13 protein-coding genes are annotated in these 12,557 nt (G+C 61.3%); 1 reads left to right on the top strand and 12 read right to left on the bottom strand.

Annotated elements, in window-relative coordinates; genetic code table 11:
- Positions 1-132 precede the first annotated feature (132 nt).
- Positions 133-681, top strand: a complete 549-nt coding sequence (locus tag Asbog_RS04840) for a thioredoxin family protein (protein WP_231944656.1) — start codon at positions 133-135, stop codon at positions 679-681.
- Positions 682-776: 95 nt separating this feature from the next.
- On the opposite strand, the gene Asbog_RS04835 is transcribed toward Asbog_RS04840, so the two are convergent.
- The 12 genes from Asbog_RS04835 to Asbog_RS04780 all read right to left on the bottom strand — a co-directional run bounded on the left by Asbog_RS04835 (position 777) and on the right by Asbog_RS04780 (position 12,557).
- The gene (locus tag Asbog_RS04835; RefSeq protein WP_062164276.1) at positions 777-2,459 is read right to left on the bottom strand and encodes a M3 family oligoendopeptidase; all 1,683 of its coding nucleotides are present in this window, start codon (positions 2,457-2,459) and stop codon (positions 777-779) included.
- A gap of 116 nt (positions 2,460-2,575) precedes the next feature.
- Positions 2,576-3,781, bottom strand: a complete 1,206-nt coding sequence (locus Asbog_RS04830) for a pyridoxal phosphate-dependent aminotransferase (protein WP_062164275.1) — start codon at positions 3,779-3,781, stop codon at positions 2,576-2,578.
- 4 nt (positions 3,782-3,785) lie between these two features.
- Complete coding sequence (locus Asbog_RS04825; protein ID WP_023978620.1) at positions 3,786-4,988, bottom strand: pyridoxal phosphate-dependent aminotransferase; 1,203 nt, start codon at positions 4,986-4,988, stop codon at positions 3,786-3,788.
- 19 nt (positions 4,989-5,007) lie between these two features.
- On the bottom strand, positions 5,008-6,117 hold the full coding sequence (gene leuB / locus Asbog_RS04820; protein WP_062164274.1) for a 3-isopropylmalate dehydrogenase: 1,110 nt from the start codon (positions 6,115-6,117) through the stop codon (positions 5,008-5,010).
- Positions 6,114-6,746, bottom strand: a complete 633-nt coding sequence (leuD, locus tag Asbog_RS04815) for a 3-isopropylmalate dehydratase small subunit (RefSeq protein WP_023978622.1) — start codon at positions 6,744-6,746, stop codon at positions 6,114-6,116. Before leuD ends, leuB begins: the two co-directional genes overlap by 4 nt.
- Positions 6,746-8,164 (bottom strand): 3-isopropylmalate dehydratase large subunit, encoded by a 1,419-nt coding sequence (leuC, locus tag Asbog_RS04810; protein ID WP_062164273.1) that lies wholly within the window; start codon positions 8,162-8,164, stop codon positions 6,746-6,748. The genes leuD and leuC overlap by 1 nt, the downstream gene beginning before the upstream one ends.
- Before the next feature lie 23 nt (positions 8,165-8,187).
- A complete protein-coding gene (gene rplS / locus Asbog_RS04805; RefSeq protein WP_023978624.1) occupies positions 8,188-8,568 on the bottom strand; it encodes a 50S ribosomal protein L19 in 381 nt (126 codons plus the stop codon).
- 25 nt (positions 8,569-8,593) lie between these two features.
- Entirely contained in the window at positions 8,594-9,295 is a 702-nt protein-coding gene (gene trmD, locus Asbog_RS04800) for a tRNA (guanosine(37)-N1)-methyltransferase TrmD (protein ID WP_062164272.1), read from the bottom strand.
- Positions 9,292-9,876 (bottom strand): ribosome maturation factor RimM, encoded by a 585-nt coding sequence (rimM, locus tag Asbog_RS04795; protein WP_062164271.1) that lies wholly within the window; start codon positions 9,874-9,876, stop codon positions 9,292-9,294. The genes trmD and rimM overlap by 4 nt, the downstream gene beginning before the upstream one ends.
- A gap of 31 nt (positions 9,877-9,907) precedes the next feature.
- On the bottom strand, positions 9,908-10,243 hold the full coding sequence (gene rpsP / locus Asbog_RS04790; protein ID WP_023978627.1) for a 30S ribosomal protein S16: 336 nt from the start codon (positions 10,241-10,243) through the stop codon (positions 9,908-9,910).
- A gap of 50 nt (positions 10,244-10,293) precedes the next feature.
- The gene (gene ffh, locus Asbog_RS04785) at positions 10,294-11,691 is read right to left on the bottom strand and encodes a signal recognition particle protein (protein WP_062164270.1); all 1,398 of its coding nucleotides are present in this window, start codon (positions 11,689-11,691) and stop codon (positions 10,294-10,296) included.
- Positions 11,692-12,017: 326 nt separating this feature from the next.
- Positions 12,018-12,557 carry a Spy/CpxP family protein refolding chaperone gene (locus Asbog_RS04780; protein WP_171840662.1) on the bottom strand — a complete coding sequence of 180 codons (540 nt, stop codon included), beginning with the start codon at positions 12,555-12,557 and terminating at the stop codon, positions 12,018-12,020.

Here is a 12,557-nt window from a genome sequence, read left to right as displayed (position 1 = left end):
TCCCACGGGACAGGGAACATTTCATACTCTGTCAGACTTTCAACCCCCCGCCATCGGACAGGCGCTTTTATCTCCGGGCCTCTGGTCCAGCTGTCCTGCCCGAATGCCTCTGCCATCCGAAAGGCCCGCCTCGTGTTCCATCGCAAATTCGGTGTTTTGACGTCCCTTGCCCTCGGTCTCTCGACGCTTTCCGTGGCGGCCCCTGCCCTCACCAGCAACGTGGCTTATGCAGAGGACGGGCCACCTGCGCCGCCGGTGCTCGACAAGGATGTGCAGATCACCCCGGCGAAGGATGTCTATCCCGATATCGCACTGGCCAAGAAACAGGTTGAGGAAGCCTTCGCCACTGCGGCCCGCACCAAGCGCAAGGTTCTGATCGATTTTGGCGGCAACTGGTGCCCTGACTGCCGCATGCTTGCTGGCATCTTCGAGCAGCCCGAAGTGGCACAGTGGCTCGAATCGCAATTCGTTGTCGTGCCGGTCAATGTCGGTCGCATCGACAAGAATCTCGATATCGCCAAGCAATACGGGGTGACCATTCACGAAGTACCCACAGTCCTGATCGTCACACCGGGGCGCACGCTGCTCAATGCCGATGGGGCGAACACACTGGGCAATGCCCGTGCCATGTCCACACAGGCCGTGCTTGACCTGCTGGACAAATGGAATCGCCGCGGCTGACGCGCCCGATCGCGCCGACCTGCCCCGAACCACGGATGCTGAGGGCTGGGTCGGCGCGATACCTGATCCGGCCGCGCCGGATCATCTTACCATCGTCACATCATGAGCATCTGCTCGGCCTCATGCACAATCTCGGCCAGGGCATCGTCCTCGAACGGCACAGTCAGCCCGGCCTGACGCACGATGGTGCAGAAGGCCTCGCTCCCGCCGACCTCGCAGAGGCCGCGATACAGATCGAGCGCACGTGGTGCATCGACCTGGGCAATCAGCCAGATCTGCAACGCGACGCATAGCGCGAGCGTATAATCGATATAATAGAACGGCGAATTATAGATGTGGCGCTGGGCCTGCCAGCGGCCGCCCTTGGCCGGATAGGCCAGATCGCCCCAATCACGCCAGGGCATGTATTGCTGTTCCAGACGCCGCCATGTTGCGTGGCGTTCCTGCGGCGTCATATCCGGGTGGGCGTAAATCTCGTGCTGGAAATGATCCACACAGGCGCCGTAGGGCAGGAAGCACAGGCTTTCGATCAGATGCAGTCGGCGATAACGTTCGCCTGCCCCATCTTCCACCAGCAAGTCGATTTCTGGCCAGGTCAGGAACTCCAGCCCCATCGAATGGATCTCGGCTGCCTCCATGGTGGGCCAGAGCATGTCAATTACCGGTTGTGAGCGGCTTTTCCAGTTCTGATAGGCATGACCCATCTCATGGGTAAAGACGCCGATATCGCCATGTGTTCCGTTGAAATTGGCAAAGATGAATGGCGTACCTTGCGTGGAAAACGACGTACAGAAGCCACCCCCGGCCTTCCCGCCACGGTTTTTGAGATCGACATAATTGCGCTCGACCATTTCAGCGAAGAAGGCGGCCATTTCACCGCTCTCATCGAGGCGTGAAAACATCTCGAGGGCACGGGTGATCATCAGATCATAATCGCCGGCCGGGGCCGGATTTCCCCTTGGATCAACAAGAGCCTCATCCCAGGCCTTCAGACTGTCCCACCCCATTTCAAGCTGACGACGCTGCAGCAAAGCCTGAACCAGCGGCGTTACATGGGTGGCAATACGCTCGCGGAAACGGGCCACATCTGCCGCTGTATAATCCGTACGCCGCATGCGGCGGTAACCAAGCTCAACATAGGAGTTGAAGCCGAGCGTCTGGGCCATCGCGACACGCACGCGCACCAGATCGTCAAAGATCCGGTCCAGCGTCTCGCCATTTGCTTCGTAAAAGCCCCAGCGCGCCTCTTCAGCCTCATGACGCGTGGCCCGATCCGACTCTTGCTGGAATGGCTCGATGCCGGAGAGGTTGTGCGTCTCGCCACGAAACGGAATCTCGGCCGCCGCAAGGAGCGCCGTGTATTCTGCACAAAGGCGGGCCTCTTCCGCCAGCATACTCTCGATACGCTCATCGAAGGTGGTGATATCGGCCTCCCACAAGGAAAGCACATGGGCGGAGAGGTGCTTCGCAGTCTCTTCTCGTGTCGCGAGCAGGCGTTTCTTGATATCGGTCTCAAGCCCGGTCGCATAGGGCGTCAGCGTATCGGCATAGTCGCGTGCTGCCACATAGTCGGCGTTGCGCGTATCCTGAGCGAACCGCAGTTCAACCAGCGCGGACCAGGACTCATAGGCGCGGCGCTGCGTATCGAACAGGGCGATGGCCGAAGCGATACCGCCAGACTCGAGTGACTCGCCAATAACCGCGTAAGCCTGATCGAGGCTCTCACGGCTCGGGGTGGGAAAATCAAGCGTATTGAATTCTGGAAAGGGTGTGATCATGCCTCATGGTCGCATCCCCCGGAGCGCACGTCCAGACGGTGCCCCTTTGGCCAGAGCAGGTTTGATCCGCCCCCGGTTTGACAGCCCCTACGGCGATACTGCCCCTATAAAGATGGTCAGCCCAGCGTATCTAGAAAATGCGAAAGGCGCAGACAGGCTTCGCGCAGCATATCATCTGAGGCGGCGACGGAAAGACGGATGTGACCGGGCTGACCGAAGGCACTGCCCGGCACCACACTCACATGCGCCTCTTCCAGGAGCGCCTCGGCAAACGCGACATCATCGGTCAGAACGCGTCCCTTGGCTGTGGTCTTGCCCAGCGCCGCACCAATACCCGGAAACGCATAGAAAGCGCCCTCCGGCATAGCGCAGGAGACATGCTTCATGGTGCGCAGGGCAGTGACAACAATGTCGCGCCGCTGCTGATACACATCGCGCATGGCATCGCGTCGCGCTGCCGGTGTGGACAGTGCGGCCACTGCCCCCGCCTGCGCCAGCGTGCAGATGCCTGACGTCGCGTTGCTCTGGATGCTCGTCATGGCCTTGATCAAGGGCTGAGGCCCACCACCAAAACCGACGCGCCATCCGGTCATGGCATAGGCCTTGGCCATGCCATTGATCGTCAGGATGCGGTCTTTCAGATCCGGCGCGACAGAAGCGAGTGACACATGACGGCGTCCGTCGAAAGTCAGATGCTCATAAATCTCATCGGCCATGACCAGAACATGCGGTGCGTCACGCAGCACGGCGGCGATCGCCTCCAGATCATCGCGTTCGAGAATGGCCCCGCTGGGATTGTTCGGGAAATTGAGAACAAGCCAGCGTGTGCGCGATGTGATCGCAGTGCGCAAAGCTTCGGCACGCAGTCGAAACCGATCGCTTTCGAGGCAGGGTACCGGCACCGCAACGCCACCCATCATCTGTGCGATGATCGGATAACTTACCCAATAGGGCACGGGAACAATCACCTCGTCGCCCGGGTCGATGGTTGCGGCAAACGCATTATAGATGAGTTGCTTGCCGCCATTGCCGATCAGGATTTCTTCCGGCGCGTAGCTCAGCCCGTTCTCGTCGAGGAATTTCTTCGCGACGGCTGCCTTGAGCGCGGGCTGCCCGCCAACGGGCGGATATTTCGTATCACCGCGCAGCCCCGCCTGATAGGCCGCCTCCACCGCCTCGGGCGGTGAAGGGAAATCGGGCTCGCCCAATGCGAGAGAAATCACATCCACACCCGCCGCACGCAGGGCGCGCGCCTTGGCGGACATGGCTATGGTGGCAGGCTGCGGCAGGCCGTGCAGGCGCTGCGCAAGACGAAAACTCACTGCTTCAGCTCAGAGAGGCGCAGAAGCGCTGGATACGGGTGCAAGCCTCGCGCAGACTCTCGGTATCGGTCGCATAAGAGATACGGAAATATCCAGGCGTCAGGAAGGCACTGCCATGAACAGCGGCGACACCCGTCTCCTCTAGCAGTTCAGTGACAAAGACCTCGTCATTCTCAATGACCTTGCCGGACGTTGTCTTCTTGCCGATCAGCCCCGCGATGGAGGGGAACACATAGAATGCGCCCTCTGGTCTTGTGCAGGTCAGACCCGGTGCCTGAGCCAGCATGGACAGCACCAGATCACGTCGGCCCTGATAGACAGATACCATCTCACCAATGAAATCCTGCGGCCCTGTCACGGCCTCAAGCGCTGCGGCCTGAGCGATAGAGCAAGGATTGCTCGTGCTCTGTCCCTGAAGCTTGATGAGCGCCTTGGTGAGTTCGACGGGTGCAGCCGAGAAACCGATGCGCCAGCCCGTCATGGCATAGGCCTTGGACACACCATTCATGGTCACCACGCGCTCGCGCAGCTTCGGCTCGACCTGCACCAGTGTCTTGCTCACATGGCCGTCATAGACCAGCTTGGCATAGATATCGTCGGTCAGCACCCAGATGCGCGGGTGATCGAGCAGCACGTCGCACAGCGCACGCAGATCGGCTTCAGAGTAAACCGCGCCGGTCGGGTTGCAGGGCGAGTTGAGCACCAGCCACTTGGTCTTGGGTGTGATCGCTGCACGAAGGGCTTCGGCGTCGAGCCGGAAGCCCTTCTCTGGCTTCGTCTGCACGATGACAGGCGTGCCATCGGCCAGCGCCACGATATCGGGATAGGAGACCCAGGCCGGTGCCGGGATGATCACCTCGTCCCCGGCATCGAGCGTGGCCGTGAACACGTCATAGATGACCTGCTTGCCGCCAGTGGAGACGACAATCTCCTCGGCCTTGTAATCAAGGCCGAAATCACGGTTCAGCCAGGCGGCAACCGCCTTTCGCAGCGGGGCCGTACCGGCGACGTCCGTGTAACGCGTCTCGCCACGGGCGATGGCGTTGCAGGCGGCCTGTTTGACGTTTTGCGGCGTGTCGAAATCCGGCTCACCGGCAGAGAGGCTGATAATGTCCCGCCCTGCTTCTTTCAGGGCCCGCGCTTTCTGCGTGATGGCGATCGTCTGGCTTGGGGAGATCCGGTTGAGCCGGGCAGCGATCAGGGACATATCTTCCTCCGGCTGGCTCTCAGGCCAGCTTCTGCATTTCCTGAAGAACAGCGGCGCCCATTTCCTCGGTGCCGACGCGGTTCATACCATCGGACATGATATCGGCCGTGCGCAAGCCACTGGCGAGCACATTTGATACCGCCTTCTCGATCAGACAGGCCTCATCTTCACGCTGAAGCGAATAACGCAGCAGCATGGCGAAAGAGAGGATCTGCGCCAGCGGATTTGCAATACCCTGCCCTGCAATATCCGGTGCCGAACCATGAATGGGCTCGTACAGCGCATGGCGCTTGCCGCTCTCCTGCACCGGGCCCAGCGTGGCCGAGGGCAGCATGCCCAGCGAGCCGGTCAGCATGGAGGCCAGATCGGAGAGAAGGTCACCAAACAGATTGCCGGTCACGATCACGTCGAACTGCTTCGGGTTGCGGACCAGCTGCATGGCGCAGTTATCGGCCAGCATATGGCTGAGCGTGACATCGCTGTACTCACGCGCATGCAGCGCGGTCACAACCTGCTTCCACAGCAGGCCGCTTTCCATCACGTTGCACTTCTCGACCGAGCAGACGCGATTATCGCGCAGGCGGGCCAGTTCGAACGCAACACGGGCCACGCGCTCGATTTCCGACGTCGTATAGACCTCGGTATTGATTCCACGCTGTGAGCCATCGGCCAGCGTTTCAATGCCACGTGGTTCGCCAAAATAGATGCCACCCACCGTCTCGCGCACGATCATGATGTCGAGACCGGCCACGAGCTCCGGCTTAAGCGAAGAGGCATTGACCAGAGGCGGAAAGACCTGAGCCGGGCGCAGATTGGCGAAAAGCTCGAGTTCCTGACGCAGGCCCAGAATAGCTGCCTCGGGACGCTTGTCGAACGAGACCTCGCTCCATTTCGGATCGCCTACCGAGCCGAACAGCACGGCATCGGCTTCCTTGGCCAGCGCCACAACTTCGGGGCGTAATGGCACGCCGTGAACAGCCAGCGAAGCCCCCCCGACGAGCTCTTCCGTCATGTCCAGCTTGAGGCCCTTGGCCTCATCCAGCCAGCGCGCAATCTTGACGACTTCGCGCATGACCTCGGGGCCAATCCCGTCACCGGGAAGAACGAGTAGCTTATGGGCCTGGCTCACGAAACCGTCTCCATCACAATGGTGGGGCGCCAGGATTCGTCTCTCTGACGCTTCTGTTCGAAGGACGCGATGGCGCTGTCATGCTGCAGGGTCTGCCCGATATCATCGAGCCCCTCGATCAGCATGTGCTTGCGAAACGCATCAACCTCAAACGCAATGGTGCTGCCATCGGGGCGCTGTACGACCTGTTTCTCCAGATCGACAGTGATGCGGGCATTGGCCCCCATCTGCGCATCTTCCATGAGGCTCTCACAGATTTCGCGCGGCAGACGGATCGGCAGGATGCCGTTCTTGAAGCAGTTATTGAAGAAGATATCGGCAAAGCTCGGCGCGATCACGCAGCGGATACCGAAATCCAGCAGCGCCCAGGGCGCGTGTTCACGCGATGACCCGCAGCCGAAATTGTCCAGCGTGACCAGAATTTCGGCCTGGCGGTATGGCTCACGATTCAGCACGAATTCCGGCTTTTCCGATCCGTCCTCGTTATAGCGCTGCGCGGCAAAGGCGTTCTTGCCAAGGCCGCTTCGCTGGATGGTCTTGAGAAAGCGTGCCGGGATAATCTGGTCCGTGTCGATGTTCTCGACCGGCATCGGAGCCGCAATGGCGGTGAGTGTGGTGAACTTGTCCATCATGCCATCTCCCGCACATCGACAAAGCAGCCTGTGACCGCCGCAGCCGCCGCCATCGCGGGCGAGCAAAGATGCGTCCGGCCACCCGGCCCCTGACGCCCTTCGAAATTACGGTTCGAGGTCGAGGCACAACGCTGGCCAGATGTCAGCTTGTCCGGGTTCATGCCCAGACACATCGAGCACCCTGCCTCGCGCCATTCAAATCCGGCGTCGAGAAAGATCCGGTCCAGCCCCTCGGCCTCGGCAGCGGCCTTCACATGGCCCGAACCCGGCACGACCATGGCGCGCACGCCCGGTGCCACATGGCGGCCCTTGGCAATGGCGGCTGCTGAGCGCAGATCCTCGATGCGGCTATTGGTGCAGGAGCCGATAAACGCTACGTCGATCTTGGTCCCGGCGATCTTCTGACCGGCTTCGAGACCCATATAATCGAGCATACGCTGTACCTGACGCGCACGGGCCGGATCGTTGCAGCTTGCCGGATCGGGCACGACACCATCAATGGCAATCACGTCCTCAGGGCTGGTGCCCCAGGTCAGATTGGGCTGGATGGAGGCGGCATCGAGCGTCACCTCAGTGTCGAACACAGCGCCCTCATCGGTGGCCAGCGTACGCCAATAGGCGCAGGCCTTCTCGAAATCCTCGCCTTTGGGGGCAAAGCGGCGACCTTCAACATAGGCAAAAGTCGTCTCGTCCGGCGCAATCAACCCGGCGCGGGCACCTGCTTCGATCGACATGTTGCACAGCGTCATGCGCCCGGCCATGTCGAGCGCACGGATGGCGTCGCCTGCGAACTCCATCACATGGCCGGTCCCGCCAGCGGTCCCGATCTTGCCGATGATCGCCAGCATGATGTCCTTCGCCGTCACGCCGGGGCCAACCTGGCCTGCCACCGTGATACGCATGTTCTTGGCCGGCTTCTGCAGCAGGGTCTGCGTGGCCATGACATGCTCGACCTCGGAAGTGCCGATACCGAAGGCCAGAGCCCCCATCGCACCATGGGTCGAGGTATGGCTGTCACCGCAAACAATGGTCATGCCAGGCAGGGAAATGCCCTGTTCGGGCCCCACCACATGCACGATCCCCTGGTCTTTCGAGCGCAGCTTGAAATAGGGAACGCCGAATTCGGCCACGTTCTTTTCGAGCGTTTCGATCTGGAGCCTGGATTCCGGCTCCTCGATCGGCAGCGAGCGGTCCGAGGTCGGCACATTGTGATCGACCACGGCTACCGTCGCATCCGGACGACGCAGGCGCCGCCCGGACATCCGCAGGCCTTCGAAGGCCTGCGGGCTTGTCACCTCATGGAGAAGGTGCCGGTCTATGTATAGGATGCAGGTGCCGTCCGGGAGGCGTTCGACCACATGGTCATCCCAGATTTTATCGAACAATGTTCGCGCCACCGTACTCTCCTTTGTCATGAACCGGTTTCGACTATCCTGATTTAGGAAGCCGTCTTGGCAACGTCACGGGGACGCTCGGCAATACGAGCCGACTTGCCGCTACGCTCACGCAGATAATACAGCTTTGCACGACGCACCTTGCCGCGACGGACAACAGCGATCTCGGCGATGGAGGGGGAGTAGAGCGGGAAGATACGCTCAACGCCTTCACCGTTGGAAATCTTGCGAACCGTGAAGTTGCTGTTCAGGCCCTTGTTGGAACGGGCAATCACAACGCCTTCATAGGCCTGTACGCGCTCACGCGTGCCTTCAACGACGCGCACGCCAACGCGCACGGTGTCACCGGCCTGGAATTCGGGAACCGGACGGGCGGCGGTCAGACGCTCGATTTCGCGCGCCTCATACTGCTGGACAATGTTCATGGTACTTCTCCGAGAAAACGAAAATTTATCTGTTGGTCTTGGCTTCAGCATAGGCCGCCCAGAGGTCGGGGCGTCTGGCCTGTGTCACAAGGCAGGCCTGCTCGTGACGCCAGGCCGCAATCGCAGCATGATGTCCTGAAAGCAGGATGTCCGGCACATCCATGCCATCCCATGAGGCTGGCTTGGTGTAATGCGGGTATTCAAGCAGACCGTCACCGAAGCTTTCTTCGGCATCGCTCAGCTCGGACCCCATCACACCGGGCAGAAGGCGCACGCAGGAATCGAGCAGTGCATAGGCAGGGATTTCCCCGCCCGACAGCACGAAATCGCCAAGCGAAATCTGCACGACATTGCGTCGCTCCAGAACACGCTCGTCAACGCCCTCGAAGCGCCCGCACAGCACCACAACCCCGTCACCCGACGCGAACTCGCGCGACTGCGCCTGTGTCAGGCGTGCGCCACGCGGCGTCGGGTAGATGACCGGTCGGCCATCGGCCTCGATCGAGTCCAGCGCTTCGGCAACCACATCGGCCCGAAGCACCATGCCCGCACCACCGCCGAAGGGCGTGTCATCCACGGCGCGATGACGCCCACGCCCGAAGTCACGCAGATCATGCACACCCAGAGACCAGACGCCTTCCTCAAGCGCCCGCCCCGCCAGGGAGAACCCCAGCGGCCCCGGAAACATGTCCGGGAAAAGGGTGAGAATGTCAGCGCGCCAGGTCATGAACGCACCGCCACATCGGCCTTGCCCGACAGATCACCCTCGACTTCCACCTCATGCGGCGGCTCGACAATGATCCGGCCCTGATCGAACAGGATTTCGGGCACACAGGCATGGGTGAAAGGCACGATCAGATCCTGACCCTTGCCATCCTGCCCTGCGGCCGTGATTTCGAGGCTGACACCCGCGCCGTAATCATGAATGACCGCAACCGTGCCCAGCACCGTGCCCTCGCGGGTTTCGGCGCGCAGCCCGATCAGATCGGCATGATAGAACTCGTCCTCATCCGTATCGGGCAGGCAGTCCCGGCCGACATAGAGCTTGAGGTTCACGAGACGTGACGCTTCATCGCGGTCAGTAACGGGGCGACCCGACGCGTCGAACAGACGCGCGATGCCATGACCCTGCCATTCCGCCCGCCATACGCGCCCCTTCTCGTCATGCAATGCCCCGATATCCTCGACCGAAGCCGGGTCATCTGTTGCCGCGAAAAGATGCACGAGCCCCTTCACGCCATGGGGCCTGCCCACGGTCGCGACCAGAATATCTTTCGATACATCCGAAGGGGCGCTGACGGTCGTCATGGAATACTGAAGCCTATCCCTGGTCTATGGCTCAGGCTGCGGCCTTGGCGGCTGCACGCTCCTGGGCGCGCTTCTTCGGCGCGGACTGCTTGGGCTGCTCGTTGTAAACGGGCTTCTCAATCAGGCCGGCATTGCCAAGGAAGCGGGCAACGCGATCGGTCGCCTGTGCGCCGTTCGACAGCCAGTGCTTGATGCGCTCGTCGTTCAGACGGATGCGGTCAGCATGGTCGGAAGGCAGCATCGGGTTGTAGGCGCCAACCTTCTCGATGAAGCGGCCATCGCGGGGGCTACGGCTGTCAGCAATCACGATGTGGTAGTACGGACGCTTCTTGGCACCAGCGCGCGAAAGGCGGATCTTAACGCTCATATTTTTACTCCAGGGTATCGAAAACTATGTGAAAATCATGCCGGTTGGGGTTAGCGACGCGGGCCGCCAAAGCCACCGCCGGGCCGCCCGCCGGGAGCACCGCCCGACATGAGACCGGAAAGCATCTGCTTCATGCCACCGAGGCCCATCTTGCCGATGCGCTTCATGATGGTGGACATGTCGTCAAACTGCTTGAGCAACTTGTTGACCTCCTGAACCGTCGTGCCGGAACCGGCAGCGATACGCTTCTTGCGGGAGGCCTTGATGATCGAGGGCGTCTTGCGCTCGTCCTTGGTCATCGAGGAAATGATGGCCTGATGGCGCCGGAAGATCGAGGTATCGAGATCCTGATCGCCAAGCTTGTCCTTCAGCTTGCCCATACCGGGCAGCATGCCGATGATACCGGAGATGGAACCCATCTTGCCGATCTGACGCAGCTGCGAGGCATAATCGTCGAGGTCGAACTTGCCCGCCATCATCTTCTTGGCGACGCGCTCGCTCTCTTCATGGTCGAGCGTCTCGCTGGCCTTCTCGACCAGCCCGGCGATATCGCCAAGGCCGAGAATACGACCAGCCACGCGCTCGGGATAGAAGTCGTCCAGCGCCTCGAGCTTTTCGCCCAGACCCACCAGCTTGATGGGCGCGCCGGTAATCGCGCGCATCGACAGCGCCGCACCACCGCGCGCATCGCCATCCATACGGGTCATGACGACACCGGTAATGCCGACCGCCTCATTGAAGCGCTGCGCGGTGTTCACCGCGTCCTGACCCGTCATGGCATCGACCACGAGCAGCGTCTCGACCGGGCTGGTCGCATCGCGTACGTCGCGCACTTCCTGCATCAGGGCTTCGTCGATCGACAGACGACCTGCCGTATCGAGAATGACGACGTCATAGCCTTCGCGACGGCCCGTCTCGAGAGCGCGCTTCGCAATCTCGACAGGCTGCTGGCCAGCGATGATGGGAAGCGAGCCCACGCCGACGCGCTCGGCCAGCTGCTGAAGCTGAAGCTGCGCGGCAGGACGCTGCACGTCGAGCGAGGCCAGCAGGACGCGCTTGCGCTCACGGGTCAGAAGGCGCAGGGCAATCTTGCCCGATGTAGTGGTCTTGCCCGAGCCCTGCAGACCGACCATCAGGACGGGCACCGGAGCCGCAGCAGCAAGGTTCAGCGGCACATTGCCCGCACCGCCAAGCGCCTCGATCAGGGCATCATTGACGATCTTGGCAACAGCCTGACCGGGAGAAATGCTTTCCAGCACCTCCGTCCCGACGGCCTTTTCCTTCACCTTGTTGACGAAGTCGCGCACAACGGGGAGCGCCACGTCGGCATCCAGCATAGCCAGACGCACTTCGCGCATCGCTTCGGCAACATCCGCCTCGGACAGCCTGCCGCGCTTGGACAGACCCTCAAATACACCGGAAAGCTTGCCAGAAAGCGTGTCGAACACGTTGAACCCTTATAAGCAACAGAAAGACGCCACTGCGCGAGTCTTCGCGGGGTGGCGTTTCAAATCTGGACAGGGAGCTAAAGCGGTGGGGCGGCAAAGTCAAGGCAAAACCTGCCCTGCGCCCGCCTACCCCCGCTTCAGCATCATGATGAAAGAAAAAGGGGCAGGCAGGACAGCGATCCGCCCCACCTGCCCCTCTTCTTCCCGATCACACATCAATCAGGCCGCCCGACCCACACAGGGTGAGCAGCACTGATCGTCATGGACCCGACCTTCAGGGGCAGCTACCCGCCCCCCCCTCGGCAGCACCTCGTGGCGTTGCGGGATCAGGGTGCGTCGTCGTCATCCTTGTCGGCGGCGCCCTTTACATGGGGGGGACGCAGCAGATCACGGATCTGGCCTTCAAGCGCGTCGAGTTTGTCCTGCGTGACGCGGGCCTTGTCGAGCTGCTCGGGTGTCAGAACATCGTGGATAGCCACGGCATCGGCAGCCATCGCCTCCTCATCCTTGGCGTTCAGAGCCTCCTTCTGCTTGATCAACCCATCGAGTTTCGCCTTGTCGACAGGCCCCTTGGCAAGAAGCAGGGCGCCAATCTGGGTATCCAGATCACGACGCTGGTGCATCGCCTCGCGACGATCCTGACGATGGGCATGCATGAGAGCATGGATCTTGTCGCGCTGCTCCTTCGTCAGATCAACGCCGCGCAGCATGCCCATCAGCGGCGGGGGCATCATCATGCCCATATGGCCCGGCGGCGGGGGAACGGGACCAACAGGACCGGGAACCGGAGGATGTGCATAGGCAAGAGCCGCAAGAGAAGGCGCGGCAACGAGTGCCAACATGCGGAAAGTTTTCTTCGAGATCAT

Origin of the sequence: Asaia bogorensis NBRC 16594, from assembly GCF_001547995.1 — a bacterium.
GTDB lineage: Bacteria > Pseudomonadota > Alphaproteobacteria > Acetobacterales > Acetobacteraceae > Asaia > Asaia bogorensis.
This window is presented reverse-complemented; position numbering and strand designations above follow the sequence as displayed.

Coding starts and splice junctions, on each gene's coding strand:
- Asbog_RS04835 (WP_062164276.1), bottom strand. CDS start 2,459: ATGATCACACCCTTTCCAGAATTCAATACGCTTGATTTTCCCACCCCG.
- Asbog_RS04825 (WP_023978620.1), bottom strand. CDS start 4,988: ATGTCCCTGATCGCTGCCCGGCTCAACCGGATCTCCCCAAGCCAGACG.
- leuD (WP_023978622.1), bottom strand. CDS start 6,746: ATGGACAAGTTCACCACACTCACCGCCATTGCGGCTCCGATGCCGGTC.
- leuC (WP_062164273.1), bottom strand. CDS start 8,164: ATGACAAAGGAGAGTACGGTGGCGCGAACATTGTTCGATAAAATCTGG.
- rplS (WP_023978624.1), bottom strand. CDS start 8,568: ATGAACATTGTCCAGCAGTATGAGGCGCGCGAAATCGAGCGTCTGACC.
- trmD (WP_062164272.1), bottom strand. CDS start 9,295: ATGACCTGGCGCGCTGACATTCTCACCCTTTTCCCGGACATGTTTCCG.
- rimM (WP_062164271.1), bottom strand. CDS start 9,876: ATGACGACCGTCAGCGCCCCTTCGGATGTATCGAAAGATATTCTGGTC.
- rpsP (WP_023978627.1), bottom strand. CDS start 10,243: ATGAGCGTTAAGATCCGCCTTTCGCGCGCTGGTGCCAAGAAGCGTCCG.
- Asbog_RS04780 (WP_171840662.1), bottom strand. CDS start 12,557: ATGATCTCGAAGAAAACTTTCCGCATGTTGGCACTCGTTGCCGCGCCT.